Origin of the sequence: Streptomyces sp. LN549, from assembly GCF_043203805.1 — a bacterium.
In the GTDB taxonomy this organism is placed as follows: domain Bacteria; phylum Actinomycetota; class Actinomycetes; order Streptomycetales; family Streptomycetaceae; genus Streptomyces.
Genome location: NZ_JAZHRI010000002.1, coordinates 5,443,745 through 5,462,824, shown reverse-complemented (window position 1 = coordinate 5,462,824; position 19,080 = coordinate 5,443,745). Strand labels below are relative to the sequence as shown.

General features: G+C 71.9%; 14 protein-coding genes. 5 read left to right on the top strand and 9 right to left on the bottom strand.

Annotated elements, in window-relative coordinates:
- Positions 1 to 105 precede the first annotated feature (105 nt).
- The 5 genes from SH922_RS24875 to SH922_RS24855 all read right to left on the bottom strand — a co-directional run bounded on the left by SH922_RS24875 (position 106) and on the right by SH922_RS24855 (position 6,295).
- Positions 106 to 1,332 carry an amidohydrolase gene (locus tag SH922_RS24875; RefSeq protein ID WP_393063682.1) on the bottom strand — a complete coding sequence of 409 codons (1,227 nt, stop codon included), beginning with the start codon at positions 1,330 to 1,332 and terminating at the stop codon, positions 106 to 108.
- Between the two features lie 336 nt (positions 1,333 to 1,668).
- Positions 1,669 to 2,727 carry a hypothetical protein gene (locus SH922_RS24870; protein ID WP_393060059.1) on the bottom strand — a complete coding sequence of 353 codons (1,059 nt, stop codon included), beginning with the start codon at positions 2,725 to 2,727 and terminating at the stop codon, positions 1,669 to 1,671.
- Between the two features lie 11 nt (positions 2,728 to 2,738).
- Positions 2,739 to 3,674, bottom strand: coding sequence for an N-acetylneuraminate synthase family protein (locus tag SH922_RS24865; protein WP_393060058.1), 936 nt, complete (start codon positions 3,672 to 3,674; stop codon positions 2,739 to 2,741).
- Positions 3,675 to 3,689: 15 nt separating this feature from the next.
- Positions 3,690 to 4,913: a cytidylyltransferase domain-containing protein gene (locus SH922_RS24860; protein WP_393060057.1), complete on the bottom strand. Its 1,224-nt coding sequence runs from the start codon at positions 4,911 to 4,913 to the stop codon at positions 3,690 to 3,692.
- Positions 4,914 to 4,945: 32 nt separating this feature from the next.
- Complete coding sequence (locus SH922_RS24855; protein ID WP_393060056.1) at positions 4,946 to 6,295, bottom strand: DUF6716 putative glycosyltransferase; 1,350 nt, start codon at positions 6,293 to 6,295, stop codon at positions 4,946 to 4,948.
- Positions 6,296 to 6,515: 220 nt separating this feature from the next.
- On the opposite strand from SH922_RS24855, the gene SH922_RS24850 reads away from it, so the two are divergent.
- Together SH922_RS24850 and SH922_RS24845 are read left to right on the top strand one after the other, a co-directional pair.
- Positions 6,516 to 7,499 (top strand): glycosyltransferase family 2 protein, encoded by a 984-nt coding sequence (locus tag SH922_RS24850; protein WP_393060055.1) that lies wholly within the window; start codon positions 6,516 to 6,518, stop codon positions 7,497 to 7,499.
- Complete coding sequence (locus SH922_RS24845; protein WP_393060054.1) at positions 7,496 to 8,884, top strand: polysialyltransferase family glycosyltransferase; 1,389 nt, start codon at positions 7,496 to 7,498, stop codon at positions 8,882 to 8,884. The genes SH922_RS24850 and SH922_RS24845 overlap by 4 nt, the downstream gene beginning before the upstream one ends.
- 154 nt (positions 8,885 to 9,038) lie before the next feature.
- Here the strand turns inward: SH922_RS24845 and SH922_RS24840 are convergent, their stop codons facing one another.
- From SH922_RS24840 to SH922_RS24830, 3 genes are all read right to left on the bottom strand, one after another.
- A complete protein-coding gene (locus tag SH922_RS24840) occupies positions 9,039 to 11,375 on the bottom strand; it encodes a glycosyltransferase (protein WP_393060053.1) in 2,337 nt (778 codons plus the stop codon).
- Positions 11,372 to 12,928 (bottom strand): hypothetical protein, encoded by a 1,557-nt coding sequence (locus SH922_RS24835; protein WP_393060052.1) that lies wholly within the window; start codon positions 12,926 to 12,928, stop codon positions 11,372 to 11,374. The genes SH922_RS24840 and SH922_RS24835 overlap by 4 nt, the downstream gene beginning before the upstream one ends.
- Positions 12,929 to 13,174: 246 nt before the next feature.
- Positions 13,175 to 13,666 (bottom strand): hypothetical protein, encoded by a 492-nt coding sequence (locus SH922_RS24830; RefSeq protein WP_393060051.1) that lies wholly within the window; start codon positions 13,664 to 13,666, stop codon positions 13,175 to 13,177.
- Positions 13,667 to 13,875: 209 nt separating this feature from the next.
- Here SH922_RS24830 and SH922_RS24825 point away from each other — a divergent pair, with 209 nt between their 5' ends.
- Positions 13,876 to 16,383: a YfhO family protein gene (locus tag SH922_RS24825; RefSeq protein WP_393060050.1), complete on the top strand. Its 2,508-nt coding sequence runs from the start codon at positions 13,876 to 13,878 to the stop codon at positions 16,381 to 16,383.
- Between the two features lie 39 nt (positions 16,384 to 16,422).
- Here the strand turns inward: SH922_RS24825 and SH922_RS24820 are convergent, their stop codons facing one another.
- Positions 16,423 to 17,067, bottom strand: coding sequence for a TetR/AcrR family transcriptional regulator C-terminal domain-containing protein (locus SH922_RS24820; RefSeq protein ID WP_393060049.1), 645 nt, complete (start codon positions 17,065 to 17,067; stop codon positions 16,423 to 16,425).
- 62 nt (positions 17,068 to 17,129) lie between these two features.
- On the opposite strand from SH922_RS24820, the gene SH922_RS24815 reads away from it, so the two are divergent.
- Both SH922_RS24815 and SH922_RS24810 read left to right on the top strand, forming a co-directional pair.
- On the top strand, positions 17,130 to 18,563 hold the full coding sequence (locus SH922_RS24815) for an FAD-dependent monooxygenase (protein WP_393060048.1): 1,434 nt from the start codon (positions 17,130 to 17,132) through the stop codon (positions 18,561 to 18,563).
- Positions 18,564 to 18,581: 18 nt separating this feature from the next.
- Complete coding sequence (locus SH922_RS24810; RefSeq protein ID WP_393060047.1) at positions 18,582 to 19,040, top strand: MarR family winged helix-turn-helix transcriptional regulator; 459 nt, start codon at positions 18,582 to 18,584, stop codon at positions 19,038 to 19,040.
- Positions 19,041 to 19,080: the final 40 nt, after the last annotated feature.

Here is a 19,080-nt window from a genome sequence, read left to right as displayed (position 1 = left end):
CTTCCGGCGCTGGTTTCGCCGCGATCGTAACGCGCGTAGATGTCAGATAAAGCCCTGTACGGAAGCCGTTATCGGATCGTCGCGAACCTGGGGCGACCTGTCCGGTTACGGATGGTTGCCATGAAGCAGAGCGGAGGCGGTGAAGAGCTCCACCCCCACGGCGATCGCCTCCTCGTCCGCGTCGAAGTTGCCCCGGTGCAGGTCCAGACCGCGCGTGTCGCCGGGGGTACGCACTCCGAGACGCGCCATCGCCCCCGGCACGTGCTCCAGATACCAGGAGAAGTCCTCCCCGCCCAGGCTCTGTTCGGTGTCCTCGATTGCATACGAACCGCGGCGGGCGGACATCGCACCCGAGAGCAGATCGATCGAGGCGGCGTCGTTCACCACGGGCGGGACACCCCGGATGTAGTTGATCACCGTCTTCGCGCCGTACATTCCGGCCACCTCGTCGATCGCGGCGTGCACCAGGTCCGGTGCGTCGCGCCACGCCGTCAGATCCAGGCATCGAACCGTGCCCGACAGTTCGGCGTGTTGCGGGATCACGTTGCACGCGTGCCCGGTCTCCAGCCGGCCCCAGGTCACCGCGAGCCCGGCCCGTGCGTCGACCCGGCGGGCCAGCAGCGCGGGCACCTCGGTGGCGACCTTGGCGGCGGCGGTGACCAGGTCCGTGGTCAGGTGCGGGCGGGCGGTGTGGCCGCCGGGGCCGTCCAGGGACAGCTCGAGCCGGTCGCAGGCGGAGGTGATCGCGCCGACCCGCAGCCCGATGCGGCCCACGTCGACCTTGGGGTCGCAGTGCACCCCGATGATCCGGCCGACGCCCTCCAGCACCCCCGACTCGATCGCGTCGGGCGCCCCGCCGGGCAGCACCTCCTCGGCCGGCTGGAAGATCAGCCGCACCGGGTTGGGCAGCAGCCCCTGCCGGTCGAGCTCGGCGAGCACGAGGCCGGCGCCGAGGACGGTGGTGGTGTGCACGTCGTGCCCGCACGCGTGCGCCCGGTCGGGCACGGTGGAGCGGTACGGGACGCCCGCCTTGGTGTCCGGGATCGGCAGCGCATCGATGTCGGCCCGCAGCGCCAGCATGGGCCGCGTCGCTCCGTCCCGCGTCCCGACGTCACACATGAGCCCGGTCCCGGAGGCGAGCACCCGCGGCTCGAGGCCTGCCTGCTCCAGCCGGGCCTTGATGGCCGCGGTGGTGCGGAACTCCTGGTTGCCGAGCTCGGGGTGCATGTGCAGATCGCGGCGGAAGGCGACGAGCTCGGCGCGCAGGGATTCGGACAGCGTGCCGGGCAGGGCCTCTTCCATGAGCGGCCGGGCTTCACGATCGCGGGGCATCGAGTGGTTCACTGGTGAAGGGTAAGGCCCTTCCCCCTCCAACTGACCATGAAACAAGAAAAGTTCAGCCACATAGACGAATAAATGACTGCGTCACGGTGTGTGAGGGCCTGCCACCGCGGGTAAACTCGTCCGCTTTGTCACCGCCCCGGGGCAGAGCGATCGCGGCGATCCCGTCATCGAGACCGCCGCACCGCACGCACGCGGGCCCGTCAGCCCCGCAGCCCTCGGCGCATCGGGAACGGCGCCGGCACCACCGTGTACACCAGCGGCGTCACACCGGGGACGTCCTGCACCTTGTCGAAGGTGCGCCCCTGACGGGCCCGCCCGGCCGGTTCACGCTTCCGTCGTGACCGCCGTCGCCCGCCAGGGCGCCAGCCGCTGGACGTCGCGGGCCGTCTCCGTGACCCCGGCCAGGAAGCCCTGGGCCCTCGGGGAGGCCGTTTCGCGGAGCCACTCCGGGGCGATGTCGCAGACCGCGACCTTCACCTCGGTGCCGGCCAGGGCGAGGGGCAGGGTGTGGACCACCGTGGAGGGGAAGCTCAGGACCGTACGGCCGATCGGGCCGCGGCGGGCGATGAGTTCCAGGGGGAGGTCGGGGCGGACGATCTCCAGGCCGGTGGCGGCCTCCAGTGCGTGGAGCTTCTCGGTGGACTCGCGTCGGTGGGCGAAGTAGCGGGTGGCGCCGTGGGCACGGGCCAGCGCCGCGACCGCTTCCAGGTACTGACCGCGGTCGACCACCCCCGTCTCCACCAGCGAGGTGCCGACCAGGTCCGCGCCCTTGGTGAGCAGCGGCGGGCCGAAGCGGGAGCGGGTCCAGGAGAAGGTGTTGGGAATGAGGCTGATGCCGGGCGGCGGGATCACCGGCATCGCGGTGAAGAGCTCGACCTCGCGCGCCGCGGACGGGGTGAAGCGGCGGCGGGCGGTGGCTGAGACCGGGGCCAGGGCCAGGTCGCGGGGGCCGGCTCCGCCACGGCGGTGCCAGCGCACCAGGCGCTCGCCGCGGGTCAGCAGGGCGACGAACTCCATGGTGGCGGTGCCGTCGTCGACCACGGTGAGCCGGCGGGGGCGGACCAGGGAGAGCAGGAGCTGTACGTAGCGGGAGAACGGGTCCCCGATGACGACGTGGTCGGCGTTGCGGACGAGCTTGGTGAGGGCGCGCAGCGACTTCAGGGGGGTGCCCGAGTCGCCGCGCGCCTCCTGCCAGCGCACGGTGATGCCCTCGTCGCGGGCCAGCTCCGCCATCCGGCGCAGCTGACCGCGCGACATCGGGTCGACCGGAGGGAGGACGACGACGGTGACGTCCGCGACGACACGGCCGCCGCCTCCCTCTGTGTAGGCCCACTCCAGGACGTTCAGGAGCTGGACCGGGCTCTCGACGAAGGCGAGGTTCACCGGTCTGCCCGTCAGACCGCGACCGGCTCGGCGGCCTGGGCCGTCTCGCCGCTCTCCGCCACGACGCCCGGGACCCGGCGGAGCTTCTTCATCGGGCCGAGCTCCGACTCGTACACCTTCTTGACGCCGTCACCGAGGGACGCCTCGATGGTGCGGATGTCGCGGACCAGGCGGGTCAGGCCCTGCGGCTCGACGGACGCGGCCTGGTCGGAGCCCCACATGGCGCGGTCGAGGGTGATGTGACGCTCGACGAACGCGGCGCCGAGAGCGACGGCGGCGAGGGTGGTCTGCAGGCCCGTCTCGTGGCCGCTGTAGCCGATCGGGACGTTGGGGTACTCCTGCTGGAGGGTGTTGATGACGCGGAGGTTCAGCTCCTCGGCCTTGGCCGGGTACGTCGAAGTGGCGTGGCAGAGCAGGATGTTGTCCGAGCCGAGGACCTCGACCGCGTGGCGGATCTGGCGCGGTGTCGACATGCCGGTGGAGAGGATCACCGTGCGGCCGGTGGCGCGCAGGGAGCGCAGCAGCTCGTCGTCGGTGAGCGAGGCGGAGGCCACCTTGTGGGCGGGGACGTCGAACTTCTCCAGGAAGGCGACGGCCTCGGTGTCCCACGGGGAGGCGAACCAGTCGATGCCGCGCTCGGCGCAGTGCTCGGAGATGGCCCGGTACTCGGTCTCGCCGAACTCGACGCGGTGGCGGTAGTCGATGTAGGTCATCCGGCCCCAGGGGGTGTCGCGCTCGATGTCCCACTGGTCGCGCGGGGTGCAGATCTCGGGGGTGCGCTTCTGGAACTTGACGGCGTCGCAGCCGGCTTCGGCGGCCACGTCGATCAGGGCGATCGCGTTGTCGAGGTCGCCGTTGTGGTTGATGCCGATCTCGCCGGTGACGTACACGGGGTGGCCGGGGCCGGCGGTGCGGTTGCCGAGGGTGCGCAGTCGGGAGGTGCTCATGAGGGTGTTCCTTACTTACTTGGTGGGGGTGGGAGTGGTGAGGGTGGGGCCGAGCAGCCAGGCCGCGATCTCGCGGATGGCGCCGAAGCCGCCGGGGGTGGTCGTCACGGCGCGCGCCGCGGCGCGTACCGAGTCGTGCGCGCTCGCGACGGCCACGGGCCAGCCGGCGAGTGCGAAGCAGGGGAGGTCGTTGACGTCGTTGCCGACGTACAGGACGCGTTCGGGGGCGATGGACTGCTCGTCGCACCACTGCTTGAGCGCGAGGTCCTTGCGGTCGATGCCGTGCAGGACGGGGACGCGGAGCTTGTGGGCGCGGGCGGCGACGACCGGGTTCTGTTCCGTGGAGAGGATCAGCAGCGGCAGTCCGGCCTTGCGCAGGGCGGCGATGCCGAGTCCGTCGCCCCGGTGGACGGCGACGGTCTCGCGGCCGTCGGAGTCGATGAGGACCCGGTCGTCGGTCTGGGTGCCGTCGAAGTCGAGGACGACCGCGTCGATGTCGTCGCGGGTGGGCAGCGGTGCCGGGTCCAGGAGCGGGGCCAGGGCGCGGGCGCGGGCCAGGTCGTGCGGGTCGTCGATCTCCAGGACGCGGGCCGGGTCGGTGCGCACCAGCGCGGTGTGGCCGAAGAAGCGGTGGCGGTGGGTGCGGAATCCTGCCGCGTCCATCGCGTACGCGGCGCCGGTCTCCAGCAGGTCCTCGGGGCGGTCCTGGCGGCGGGGGCGGACGGCCTTGTCGTGGTTGACGCCGTAGTTGTGGTCCTCGACCGCGCTGCCGTCCCGCCACAGGAAGCCGTGGAAGGGGGCGACGGTGACGGCCGTGTCGGCGCCCTCCCTGGCGACCGCGGCGGCGACGCCGTCGATGTCCTCGCGGGCGACGAAGGGGCTGGTGCACTGGACGAGCAGGACCACGTCCACGGTCCGGCCGTGCTCCGCCTCGTAGGTGTCCAGCGCGTGCAGCACGGCGGCCTCGCTGGTCGCGGTGTCGCCCGCGATGGCTTCGGGGCGCTGGACGCAGTGCAGCCGGGCCGTCTCGCCGAGCGCCTCGCCCGCAGCCCGGGCCGCCTCGGCGACGGCCGGGGCGTCGGTCGTCACGACGACGTCCGTCACCTCGCTCGACGCCAGGCAGGCGCGGACCGCGCGGACGACGAGCGGTACGCCGCCGACCTGGGCGAGGTTCTTGGCGGGTACGCCCTTGGATCCGCCGCGGGCGGGGATCACGGCGAGCACGGTGGGCTGCGTCATCGCTGCTCCAGGAAGAGTTTCGGTGGTGGTGTTCACAGCTCGCCCATCCGTCGGATGACCGGGGCGACCCGCTGGACGCCGTGGCGGTACGCGCCCCGGGCCGCGTCGCGGACCGCCTCGCGCACCGCTCCCCTGACCCGGCCGGTCTCCCCGGGCGCCGCGGCGCCGGGCAGTGGCCGGCCGTCGGGGGCCAGGTGGTGGCGGGCGAGGATGCCGGGGAGGTAGCCGGGGGCGGTGGCGGGTGTGTAGTAGGGCGCGAGGTCCGGCAGCCGGTCCTGCGCCAGCAGTGCGGTGACCCGGGCGCGGGCGGTGTCGTAGGCCGTGGCGTAGGTGCCGTCGGCGGCGACGCCCTGGCCGGCCAGCCACTCGGCGTCGGGCTCCGGGTGGCCGCCGCCGTCGAGGTGGTCCCAGGAGGTGAGCAGGCCGGAGCCGACGAAGTGGTGGTTGCCGAGGGTCTCGCGCACCCCGAGGTCGGTGAGGACCGCGGTGGGGATGCGTCGGTGCAGGGACTCCAGGGCTGCGGTCGAGGAGACGGTGACCAGCAGGTCGGTGCGGTCCAGGACCTCGCCCATGTGCCCGTACACGAGCCGGAAGTTGGGCGGGAGTCCGCCGGGCAGCTTCTCGGCGAGGCGCTGGTACGGGAGTTCCTCGATGTGCGTGGTGTGCTCACCGGGCTTGGAGCGCAGCTTGAGGAGCACCTCGCGCTGCGGGTGCAGCCTGGCGTGCTCGACCAGCCTGCGCAGCAGGTACGTACGGTCGGCGCGGGAGGCCGGTACGGAGGGCTGGGCGGCGAACACGACCGTGTCGCGGCCCTGTTCAGGGACGTGCGGGGCGCCGCCGAGGAACGGCAGGGCGGCCTCCGTGACGGCCGAGGCGTCGGCGCCCACTCCCTCGTACACCGCGCGGAAACGGTCCGCGTCGTGGCGGGAGTTGGCGAGGACGACGTCGGCGCCGTGGCGCAGCAGCAGTCCGTCGGCGAGCTTCTCGTAGACGACGCCGACGTAACCCGTGACGACGACGGGCCTGGCGGGCAGCCGGAGTGCGGCGAGGCCGTGCACCATCGCCTGGACGGCGCCGCCGACGAGGGCGAGGACCACGAGGTCGTATCCCTCGTCGCGCACGGTGTGCAGGAACTCTACGGCCGTCACCTCGCGCACCCGGTCGGTGTCGATGCCGACGTCGCCGACCTCGGCGAGCTGGCGGGGTGTCGGGGTCGCCCGGCCGCGCAGCAGCAGCCCGCTGATCTCCGTGCGGGGCGTGGGCGCGCCGCCGTCGCCCGTGGTCAGCCGGCGCGCGGTGAGCGCGCCCCACTTCCATCGGGTGTCGGAGTCGGCGAGTACGGCTACCCGGAGGGCGGTCGTCTTTTCGGTACGTGGGGGCACGTCCCAGACGTTAGGAAGGCCCGGGGGTGGACAGCCCAACGCGACCGCAACAGAGGGTTAACAGCCCGCCGACGATTGCCGAACCGGCCGCCCAGCTCGTTGAAAGGCGAAGAGGAATTCCCCTGTGGGCCTACCGGTTCATGAATCCGACGGGCGCCGTTCACCCACCGTCTGCACAGCCGACAGGACGAATGCGCGGCCCGGAACTAGCGTGACGCGGGTGGTTAAGCTCTCCGTCATCGTGCCGTTCTACAACGTGCAGACATACGCGCCCGACACCCTCAGAAGTCTGCTGGCCAACGCCCGCGAGGACTTCGAATTCATCCTCGTCGACGATTGCTCGACCGACGGGACGGCGGACATTCTGCACCGCGCCCAGGAGGACATTCCGGGGGTGGTGGTGCTCAGACACGAACAGAACGGCGGGCTGGCCACCGCACGCAACACCGGTCTGGACGCGGCCCGCGGCGAGTACCTCACCTTCCTGGACGGCGACGACTGGCTGGCGCCCGGTTACTACACCGAGCTCGTGGCCCGTGCCGAGAGCCTGGCCTGCGACTTCGTCCGTACGGACCATGTCCAGGTCAACGGCCGGGCGCGCACCGTGCAGCGCGCACCGCACGGCCTCAGGGACGTGACCCTGGATCCCCGCGCGGCGATCCTGCCCGCCACCCGGTCCACGATGGTCGACTATCCGTACGCCTGGGCCGGGATCTATCACCGCCGGCTGCTGGACCGCGGCCTGCTGCATTTCACGGACGGGCTGCGCACGGCGGAGGACCGGCCGTGGATCTGGCGGCTGCACCGGCAGGCGGATTCCTTCGCGGTGATCGGAATGCTGGGGCTCTTCTACCGGCGCGGGGTTTCCACCTCACTGACCCAGATCGGGGACGTACGCCAACTCGATTTCATCCGGGCGTTCGACCAGGTCGTACGGGAAACGGCCGATGACCGTGACGCGGATACCCTGCTGCCGAAGGCCGTACGGACTTATTGCGCCGTCATTTCTCATCACAACAGCTCGATCGAAAGGTTCGAACCCTCGGTGGCCCGGACATTGAAGTCGCTCAGCTCGGCGGCCCTGAAGCGCATGCCGCAACAGGTACTCGACGAGGCACTGGACTCGATGGACGGGCAGCGCGCGACGCTGCTGCGCCGGCTGCGCCGTCGGCCGCAGACCACGAAGGAGGTCGCTGCCGCATGAGGACCACCGTGCGCACCACGCGCATCTTCGTCGCCTCCACCCTCTACGGCGTGGCCACGCTGGCCGCCGCGATGGACGACGGCCGTTTCGAGGCCGCCGACCGCTCGCTCCTCCTGCTCTGCAACAACGCCTCGATCCCGGAGACTTCCCCGTCCGTCGACACGATGCCCGGCTTCGAGGCGCTGCGCGGGCGCTTCGACGGCTTGCTGTCATGGAACGAGACCATCGCACCCTTCCACCCCGGGGCCTGGGAACCGCGTGCGGACGACGTGCCGCTGTGGGAACGCCATCTGCGCCTCCACTGGGGACTCGGCAACGACCGTATCGAGCTGGTCGTCGAATCGATCCAGGTCAGCCCGGCCCTGTCGATCTGCCAGATCTTCACAGCCGCACCGATCGACGTGTACGCGGACGGCCTGATGAGCTACGGCCCGACCAGGAACAAGATCGACCCGCTGATCGGCACCCGGGTGCGCCGTCTGCTCCATCCCGATCTGGTGCCGGGGCTGAAGCCGTTGCTGCTCACGGAGTTCGGCGTCGAGCCGGAGACGCTGAGCACGGACCACCTGCTGAAGGTCTTCGCCGAACTGGCCGACATGCCGGTCGAGGTCCCGCCCGTGGAGGCGCCCGCACTGCTGCTGGGTCAGTACCTCTCGGCGCTCGGACTGATCGAGGCGGCGCAGGAGGAGGAACTGCATCTGCGGATGATCCGGGGCGCCGTCGCGCTCGGGCACACCCGTCTGGTGTTCAAGCCGCATCCCACCGCGCCGGAGCAGTGGGCGCACGCGATGGTGGCCGAGGCGAGCGCGTTGGGCGCCGAACTGACCGTGCTGGAACGGGGATCCGGCCGCTCCGGCGCGTCGGGCGCATCCCTGCTCGCGGAGGTGCTGTACCAGCGGATGCGGCCGGCACTGGTCGTCGGCTGCTTCTCCACGGCCCTGCTGACGGCGGCCGCGTTCTACGGGCTGCCGGTCGCCAGGACCGGCACGGACCTGCTGCTGGACCGGCTCGCCCCGTACCAGAACAGCAATCGGGTGCCGGTGACGCTGGTCGACGCGCTGCTGCCGGACCTGGGCGACGCGCAGGCCGTACGCGCGTGGTCGCCGCCCTCCGCGGACCAGGTGGCCGAGCGTGTCTCCCCGCTGCTCACGGCGGTGGGCTTCGCGATGCAGCCCCAGATCTACCCGGACCTGCGTCCGGCGGCCGAGCGCTACCTCGCGCACCATCTGGACGACCGCACCTGGCGCTACTTCAAGCGTCGCCGTCTGACCACGCTGGCCCTGCCGGGGGCTGTCCCCGCCCAGCTCGCTTTCATCCCGCGCAGCCGGGCCCTGCGGAAAGTGGCCCGCCGGGCCCGGGCGTTGAAGCGGGCAGCGTTGGGGTGACGGCCGGGCGGGGCGGGCGCATGCGCCCGGCCGCTGCTCGCGGTACACGCGAAAGGCCCCGTCCGGTCCCTGGATCCGGACGGGGCCTTCGCTGTCGGGCGTTCACTCAGAGGGCGGGAAAGCCGACCGGCGCCCCGCCCCTCCCCTCGTGCGGTCAGACGCGCACGCCCGCCCGGATGAACCGCAGGTCCGCCGCGTTCGCCTCGGTGACCTTCCACAGTTCCTGCTGCCGGCCGTGCACATCGGCCACCGCTGCCGCGTGGTCGCCGAGCAGCCCGGCCGCCCGTTCCACGAGCCGCGCCCCGAGGTGCCGGTCGTGGACGGAGATGCCCCATTCGGGCCGCTCGATGTCGGCCAGGAAGTACGCCATCTTCGGGTGCGAGATCAGGCTGATGATCGGCGTGCCACAGCCGAACGGGATCATGCCCGCGTGCCCGCGCATCCCGATGACCAGCTTGGTCCTGGCGTACGTGTCACGGATCTCGTCGTTCCCGAAGTCGTACATCGGGATCACCGGCAGCGCGATGCCGTGCTCGCGCCGCAGGTCGAAGGCGATCCGTTCGTCGTCCAGCGAGTGGGCCACGCACTGCACCTCGGCGTGGGCGCCGAGCCCCTTCACCGCGGTGGCCATCTCGGCGAGGAAGTGCGCGTAGTCGTGGCCGAAGCGGAGCCCCGAGCGGTCGTACGCGGCGTTGATCAGCACGGTGTTCTCGCGCTGTGCGGGGTCGGTCCAGCCGTCCACCAGCTGCCGGGTGACGGTGGTCGGGCAGGGCTGGAAGCGGACCTTGTCGTGCAGTGACGGCGGCAGCAGCTCGCGGACCTTCTCGATCGAGCCGTGGTTGCGCAGCCCGAAGAACGAGGCGCGCTCGACCAGCTTGCGCAGCGAGGAGAGGAACCGGTCGCGGCCGTGGCCGTACGCCTGGCCGTCGAAGGCGTTGAACCCGACCGCGTACACCATGACGGGTACGTCGATCCGTTCCAGCAGTTCGTCGGGGACGTTCCACTGCCAGCCGCTGTTGCCGTTCGGAGCGGTGTCCGGGATGAAGAGCCCGCCGCCGCCGATGACCAGTCCGCGACGGGCGTTGACGCGTTCCAGGGCGGCCTCGTCGAACAGCCGGTGGGCGTGGACGGAGTGCCAGCGGGCCGGGCCGGTGTCGCGGCCGAAGGCCAGCCGGACGCTCTCCGGGAGCAGCTTGTCGCCGGCATTGCCCTGCCGGTCCATGTAGAAGGCGACGTGGGCGAGTTGCTCGTCCGCAGGTCCCTCCGCGGGCGTCTCGGCGTCCCTGGTGCGCTGGTACATCAGCCGGTTCGCCCGGTGGGTGGGGTCGACGCCGAGCCCTTGGAGGGCGTACTGCGCGGCGGTGGTGTCGTCGCCGTGGATCCAGGCGATCTGGGCGAGGCGCGAGAAGGCGGTGGCGGCCCGGTTGGGGGCTGCGGCGGCCAGCAGAAGCTGGGCGCGGGCCTCTTCGTAGCGGGAGACGCTCAGCAGCGCGTTGCCGAGCACCTCGTGCGGCCAGGCCTCGTCGATGGGGATCCGGACGCCGCCGAGTATGTCGGCCGCCTCCTGGTACTCACCGGCGCCGATGTGTGCGAGGGCGACCTTGCGGGCGCTCTCGGGGTCGGCGGTGCGGCGGACGTGCGGGGTGCCGTAGTGCACCAGCAGGTCGTGGTGCTTGGCGCCGGGCAGCGCCAGGTACGCGGCGTGGAACGCGGCGTCGGACAGCTCGAACTCACGCCAGCGGTCCTCGGCCTGGCTGTAGCCGGCCTCGCCGCCCTGCCACGGCTTGTGCCGGCCGGTGAAATGCAGGATGGCGGTGGTGTCGGGCACCGGGAGGTCGCCGGAGAGCCGCCGCTTGACGAAGTTGTAGCGGGCGTCGAGCTGCACGAAGTCGCCGTCGAGTACGGCGTTCAGGATGCCCTGGTCGTGCTTGTCGAGTTCGTAGGTGCCCTTGCGGCCCACGTCGTCGATCTTCGCGCAGAACGCGTCGCTCAGATACTCGCGCTGGATGACCAGCAGCCCGCTGTTGAGCTTGTGCTGCCCGTAGAAGAACTGCGGAACGGCGGCAAGTCCGTCGCGCAGCTTCAACAGGTCGCCCAGATCTCCGAGGACCACCATGTCGGTGTCCAGGGTGATCACGGTGTCGTAGTCGCGCACCCGGAAGACATCGAGGATGAAGTAGGCCTTGCGGACCAGGTAGTTGTCCTGGTCGCCCTTGGCGTACGTGTCGTAGTGCGCGGCATCGACCCGCCGGAAGTCGATGCGCGGGTGCAGCGCCCGGATCTGTGCGACGGATGCGGGGCGCAGCCCGTCGTGCAGGACGATGAAGTCCTCGCAGACGGCCGGGTTGGACAGGGCGAGGCTGCGCAGCAGGGCGAGGAAGCCGGGCAGGTAGTTCTCGTCCACGAAGCTCGCGAAGGCGACGCGGCGCTTGCCGGTGAGGGCGTTGGCGGGGGCGTGCGGCGTGGGCGCGGTAGGGGGCGTCGTCGTCATCGCAGTCGGATCCTCGTATCGGTGACGCTCTGGGCGCGTTCCATGACCCACGCCTTTTCGCTGGTGTACTCGTGGACGGAGGTGATGGGCATCTTCATCGCGGCGGGCAGCCGGTAGGCGCCGCTCTCGTAGAAGTCGAATCCGATCAGGTCGAGTTGCGGGCTGACATCCAGGTGGTCCAGCAGCCACAGCATGTTGAATCCGCTGGTGGGGATGGCCGGCCAGACGTCCGTGCCGACCCTGCCGATGTTGCGCAGCGGCCAGCGCAGGGATTCGTCGCCGAGGTACTGCTGGGCGCCGGGCACCAGCCGGTTGCGCAGCGAGTACTTCCAGTCGCCGGCGACCCCGCCGAAGACCAGCCGGGTGTGGACCTTCTGGTCCCAGTTGAAGCCGTGCTTGTGGATGGTGGCGTGGATGTCGGTACGGCTGCCGGTCGCCGACGGGTCGATCCGGTACGAGTTGAAGCGGACGACCAGGTCGTACGCGTCGATCTCCGCGCCCATCGAACCGGTGCCGACACGTTGCGAGTTGGCGATCAGACAGATCGACTTGCCCGCGATGCGGTTACGGAACTCGCCGAGCGTCGTCCATTCGACGCCGCCGAAGGTGGGGTCGCCGACCGGGCCACGCATCCGGGTCCGGCGCTGACCGGCGTAGAGCTCCACGAGTTCGGTGAGGAGGGCGAGGTCGCCGTCGCCCGCGGTGGTGCGGGGACGGCCGCCGCCACCCGGCGCGCCGCCGGCCTCCAGCACGAGGCCGACGTACTGGCTGAGGGCTTCCTGGATCTCCGGCACGGGCGCGCCGGCCCGGTCCTGGGCCAGCAGCGCGCCGATCAGACGGGACTGTGCCCGGTTCCAGTCCCCGCGCCCGTACAGTGCCAGGCCCTCGGCCCAGGTGTCGGTGACGGACCCTGCGGCGAAGGCCGCGGCCTCGGGGCAGCTCTGCTCCAGCTTCTGCAGCAGTTCGCTCTGGTATTCCGCGCCGGCCCGCAGACCGGCCGTCTTCGCGGCGACCCCGAAGCCGTCCTCGTCGGTGAGGGCGAGGTAGCGCTCGTACGCCTCGACGGCGGCGCTCTCCGCGCCGATCGCCTCCAGGACCCGGGCCCGCAGCCGCCAGGCCGCCCGGGACTTCCTGCGCTGGGTCAGCACGGTGTCGGTGATGAGGACGGCGAGCTTCAGCTCGTCCTCGTAACCGCAGTCCAGCGCCTTGGTGCCGACACCGAGCAGCGGGTCGAGCAGCTGGTCACCGAGGACCAGCGCGGAGGCCGGCCCGCCTTTGCCGGCGCGCCGAAGCAGCGGGAGCGGGGAGGCTGCCTCGGAGGACGGCTGCTCCATGGTCGCGTGGGTGGCCAGCAGATTCCGCAGGGCCTCGGCGAGCGCCGTACGCCGGCGGTCGAGCCCGGCGACCAGCTTCCCGCTGTGCGCGGCGCAGGCGCGCAGACAGGTCTCCAGTTCCGTCGGGCGGACGGCGGCGAGGGAGGACGTGCCGCCGTCGGGCGGTGTCGGTTCCTCCGCGTCACGCTGCCGTGGCCAACGGGTGCGGGCTTTCGTCATGGCGCTCCAAGCGTCTGCTGCCCGTGGGGGGAAGGGGCGTAGGGAGAGAGGTACGGATGTTCGTCAACCGTTCGTGGCTCCGTAGCACGCTAGGAAACCTGAACAGCCGGAAGATGAACTCGCCCTGTCAGCACGGGAAACTGCCGCTCTCCGTCCGTGGGTGCCGGCCGGCGGGCCGTCACCCGTGCCTCGTTGACCGCCATGCCCCGCGCTCGGAGGCGGCTGTACGCGGGGAGGAACGTCGCGTCACTTCCGCAGTCGGCCGGCGCAGCGTGCCCGGTGGAAGGCGAAGCGTTCCTCGTCCGGATCGACGTACTCCAGAATGTCCAGGGCCGCCTCGGTGTGGCCGTCGGCGGCTTCGGCGTACAACTGCCAGAGCCCCTCCCGTACCGACTCTGCGCACTCCTCGTCCAGGCCGGGCCGCCCGGCTGCCGCTTCGCTGTGGTGGGACTCGCCCGTGACCAGGAAGCCGAGGGTGCTCAGCAGGGGGCCGCGGACGAAATCCGGCGGGCGCTCGGCCAGGCCGGCGAGGATCACCGGGACTGCGTGCGGGGCGGCCTCGAAGAGCATGGACTGCTCCTCCAGATGACCGGCGAACGTGTGGCCCACGGTCCGGTCGGGGGCGGTGGCTCCGAGGAGCCGTTGGAAGGTGGTGGGCAGGTGTGCCGCTCCCCTTCCGCAGCCGCAGCGCAAGGCCGCCCAGTCGTGGCGCTGCAGCTCCCACTCCCATGCCTTCAATCTCTTCCCTGCCGATCGTCATCATGAGGACGCGGCCTCGTCGCCCAGGACGCTCCTCGGTGGACGGTGTCCGTCCGGCACTCTGCACGGGTAGCCGCGGGTGCAGGATGACCGAGCGGGGATGACCGCGTGAAGGCTGGCGGTCCATCAGGTGAACCGCCTTTTCGCCCGCGGGATTTGGCGATGTTCGATGGCATATTCGACCCATCATGAGGACTCCGTCGATTCTCCGGTCGCCGCGCGCCCTGGGTGCTGCCCTGGCCACCGCGCTCACCGTCGTGACCGTCTGCGCCGGCGACGCGGTGGCCCGCAGCTACCCCTTCGGCCCGCACACCCGCAGCGTGAACGACCTGGGCAATCAGTTCGTACCGTTCCACGCCCGGCTGTGGGACCTGCTGCACGGGCGGGCGGACGGTGGGCTGTTGGTCAACTGGCAGTCGGGTTTCGGCACGAGCTTCCTGCCGGACCTCGGTACGTACCTGACCAGCCCCTTCGCCCTGCTCGTCGGGGTCTTCCCGAGGGACCGGATCGACCTGGCCGTGTACGTGGTCACGCTGGTGAAGACGGGGGCGGCAGCGGCGGCCATGACCTGGCTGCTCACCGCGTTGCACCGGGGGCGCGGCCGGGAGTGGCTGGCAGCCGTGCTCGGTGCCTCGTACGCGCTGTGCGGCTGGTCGGTCGTCGAGGCCGCGTACAACCCGATGTGGCTGGACGGACTGATCGCCTTCCCGCTGCTGTGCCTGGCCGGCGAGTGGGCGCGCACCGCGCGGCGGCCCGTGCTGGGGGCGCTCCTTGTCACGCTCGCCTGGGTGTCCAACTTCTACACCGCGTACATGGCCACGCTCGGGGCGGCCCTGGTGCTGGTGGTACGGCTGCTGCTGGAGGACGGGACGTCGCGTGAGCGGGTCCGGGGGCTGGTGCGCGCGGTACGGACGGTGCTGATCGGCATCGGTCTGGCCGCGCCGGTGCTGGTGCCGGTGTTCCTGGGGACCCGGCACGCCTATCCGGGCTGGACCCGGGAGTTCGCCCCGGCCCCCTGGCCGGACGTCGCCGCCCGGCTGCTGCCGGCCACGTACGGATTCTTCAGCCCGGCGGTCTTCCTCGGCACCGGCTCCCTGCTGCTGGCCTGCGCGCTGGCCTTTCACCGTGCCGTGCCGCGCGCGGAGCGGTGGGTGTGGCCGGGGCTGGTGGCGGTGGTCGCGCTGTCGTTGCAGTGGGGGCCCACCCATCTGCTCTGGCACGCCTTCGCGACGCCGAACGGGAGCCCGTTCCGGCAGACGTTCGTCCTTTCCGGCCTCGTGGTGATCGCCGCCTGGACCGCCGTCGCCCACGCCTGGCCGGACCGGCGGGCGCTGCTGGGCGGTGGCGGGGTGCTGGTGCTGATCGCCGCGGCCGCCGCCCCCAGCGAACTGGTCACCCGGTGGACCTATCCGCTGTTCGCCGCCGGACTGGTGTCGGCGGTCTGCGGTCTCGCGCTGGTCCGCAGCCGCAGGTTCGTCGTGCTCGCGGTGCTCCTGCTGGCCGGGGCGCAGGCCGGGCAGGCCGCCGCGACCACCGCGTACGCCGACCGGCAGCGGCTGAACCGGCTCGACGACTATGCCCCCTGGGGCGAGCGGCAGAGCCTCCAGGCCGCTGCGGTCGCCGGCGCCGACGGCTGGCCGCGCTACCGCACCGACCCCGGTCTCGATCAGAGCACCGCCAACGATCCGATGCTGGTCGGCGGGCAGGGCGGGGCCTACTACAGCAGTCATACGCCTGACGTGACGACCCGCACCTTCCTCGCGCTGGGCGCCGGCTGGACCTCGCGCGGCCGCGCGCTGCAGAGCCTGGACAACCCGGTGACCGACGCGGTGTTCTCGGTCGGGGCCCGGGTCCATATGCCGCGCGATCCGCATCAGCTCTGGAACCGCCCGGACCGGCGGCCGGTGACCGTGACCCGGCAGGACGTCCCGCCGCTGGTGACGGTGCGGCCGTCGGGCTCCGGTGCCTCCGGGTGGGGGCGCTCGCCGTTCCGCAACCAGGAGAAGGTGCTGGGCGCTTCGGTGTACACGCTTTCCACGACCGCGCTGCGGTCCGCGGACGGCACTGCCGCCACTGACAGGAATTCGAGCACCTACGCGGTGGAGCCCGGCGCGTACACCTTGAAGGCGAGCTGCCCCGCGGGCAGCCAGGTGTTCCTGTGGGCGCCCGACCTGTTCGGCGCTGCCCGGCTGGGTGCGAACGGTGAACCGACCGATGTCCGGGGCGATATGCCCGCGCGCCGGGCCGGGATTCTGCCGCTGGGCGCGGGTGCGGGCCGGATCGCCGTGACGCTGCGGGTGGAGCGGGCGGGGACCGTCCCGCACGAGGCCGTCGGCTGCCTGGATCCGGGACGCCTGGCCTCGGCGGTGGCGGAGCTGAAGCACACGGGCGCGACGCGGGTCACCGTCTCGGGCAGCGGTGTGCACGCCGAACTCCCGCCGCGGACCCGGGGGGTGGCTGTGCTGGCCGCGCCCCGGATCGCGGGATGGAGCTGCAACGGGCGTTCGGCCGACTCGTACCTCGGCCTGGTGGCAGTGCCGGTCGGCGGCGACCGGACCTCGGTGGACTGCACCTTCCGGCCGCCGGGGCTGCGGGCCGGGACGGTTGCCGGGATGGCCGCGCTGGCGGCCCTGCTCGCCGTGGCGTTCGGACCGGCGGTTCTGACGCGCGTACGGCGGTGGCGCGCGCGACCGTAGCGGCGACGGCACCGGGCCGCGCGCTCCGGCGGGGCGGGCTCAGCCCGTCCCGTACCGCGCCTCGATGCCCGCGACGATGAGCCGCAGCCCGTCCTCGAAGCGTTCGTCGTAGTTGGCGAAGATCTCGGCGCCGGCCGCGGCGGCCAGCGGGTAGCGGGCCAGCCGTTCCGCGCGTTCCCCGATGTCGAAGCCCTCGCGCTGCTGGTCCGGCATCGGGCGGACGCCCTGCTCCTCGCTGACGAAGCCCATCGTGTAGGAGTACGCGGTGGTGCCCGCCCGGACGGCCTGCCACAGCTCGAAGCCCGCGTCGACCATGGTCCGCAGATGGGCTTCGAGCCCGTCCGCATGCTCGGTGCCGGTGAACTTCGCACCGCCGTACACCTTGGCCCCGTCGCGGTAGCGCAGCAGCGCATCGCGCAGGCCGCTGTTGTACGCGACGAGCTGGTCCTGCCAGCGCTCCGGAGTCGGGCCCGGCAGGCCCTCGTCGAGCATCCGGCGGTACATCACCGTGGCCATCTCGTCGAGCAGCGCCTGCTTGTCCTTGAAGTGCCAGTAGAGCGCGGGCGCCTTGACGTCCAGCTCCTTGGCGATGGCGCGCAGGCTGAGCCCGTCCAGGCCCACCTCGTTCAGCAGCCGCAGCGCCGTTTCGGCCACCCGGGACCGGTCGATCTTCGTCGTACCCACCTCGACAAGTTAACAGCCCCCACCCTTGACAACTTAACAGCGTTAAGCGCAGACTCCGGGGCATGGAACTTAACAGCGTTAAGGAAACCGTCACGGAGACCTCGGTCCTCATCGTCGGCGCCGGCCCCTGCGGTCTCGCCCTGGCCTGCGACCTGGCCCGTCGCGGCGTTCCCGCCCTCCTCGTCGAGCAGGCGCCCTCGCTCTTCCCCGGCTCGCGCGGCAAGGGCATCCAGCCCCGCACCCGGGAGGTCCTCGACGACCTCGGGGTCGGCGACGCGGTCCGCGAGCACGGCGGCCCCGCCCCGGTCGGGATGGCCTGGCAGCACGGTGAGCGGATGGGCGAGCACCACATGTTCCGGGTGGCCGCCCCGACGGACGCGGAGCCGTACGGGGAACCGTGGATGATGCCGCAGTGGCGCACCCAGGAGATCCTGCTGGCCCGGCTGCGCGAGCTGGGCGGCGACGTCGTGTTCTCGACCGCGCTGACCGGCCTCGACCAGGACGCCGACGGGGTCACCGCGCAGCTGAGCACCGGCCCGGTCCGCGCCTCCTACCTCGTCGCGGCGGACGGCGGGCGCTCCACCGTGCGGCGGGCCCTGCCCATCGCGATGACCGGGGAGACGGTGGACCCGGCGCCGATGCTGGTGGCCGACGTACGGGTCGCCGAGGCCGCGCTCGACCGGCTCAACTGGCACATGATGAACACCGACTCGGGTTTCATCACGCTCTGCCCGCTGCCCGGCACAGCGGACTTCCAGCTGGTCGCCCAGTTCAAGGAGGGCGAGCCGGACATCTCCGTGGAGGGGGTGCGGGCCGTCGTCGCGGAGCGCACCCACCTGGCGGCGCAGGACATCACCGAGGTGCTCTGGTCCTCCGACTTCCGGCCGCGCGCCGCACTCGCCGACCGGTTCCGCGACGGGCGGGTCTTCCTGACCGGGGACGCCGCCCACGTCCACTCCCCCGCGGGAGGCCAGGGGCTCAACACCAGCGTGCAGGACGCGTACAACCTGGGCTGGAAGCTCGGCCAGGTGCTGGGCCACGGGGCGCCGGCGGCCCTGCTGGACACCTACGAGGAGGAGCGCCGCCCCGTCGCCGCGGAGATGCTCGGCCTGTCCACCCGTATCCACCGCGGCGAGCAGGAACGGGGCGCGGCCACCCAGCAACTGGGCCTCGGCTACCGCGAGGGGCCGCTGTCAACGGGCCGCGCGGGCGCTCTGGAGGCCGGCGACCGCGCTCCCGACGGGCCCGCGGGCGACCGGCGGCTGTTCGACGTCTTCCGGGGCCCGCACTTCACACTCCTGGCGGTCGGCACCGACGCGGAGCTGCCGGAGTTCGCCGGCTCACAGGTCAGGGTGCACCGCACGGACGCCTACGAGGCGTACGGCAAGGGGCTGTTCCTGGTCCGCCCGGACGGCTACATCGGCTGGGCGGGCGAGGACGCCACCGGGCTCACGGAGTATCTGGCTCCGCTGGGTGTTGACCTCAAGCGCGGTTGAGCTCCTACGTTCGGCGGCATGGACTACTCACATGACGACGAAGGGCTCGCCCGGCAGCCGATCGGTTACTGGAGCTGGGCGGCCCACAAGGCGACCGTGACCCACATCCGTACCGCGCTGGCCGAGCACGGACTGACACAACCGCGGTGGTGGGTGCTCAACCAGCTCGCCGACGCGGACGAGCTCGGCCGCCCCCGCGCGGAGGTGGTCGCCCTGCTCAGCGGCTACCTCGACGTCGGGGACGGTATGGAGCCCGAGATCGACACCCTGCTCGACCGGTCCCTGATCACCCAGGACCCCGGCACCCGCCTACGGCTGACCCCCGAGGGCCACGCCCTGCGCGACCGCGCGTACGCCCGGGTGCAGCGGGCGAGCGCGGAGATCCACGAGGGCGTCCCGCCCGAGGAGTTCGTCCGCACCCTCAAGGTGCTCCAGCGGATGATCCACAACGTCGGCGGCGAGGCCTGGCACGAGTAGTCCGGTACTGCGTCGGAGGAAGCCGGCCCCGACTGGCACG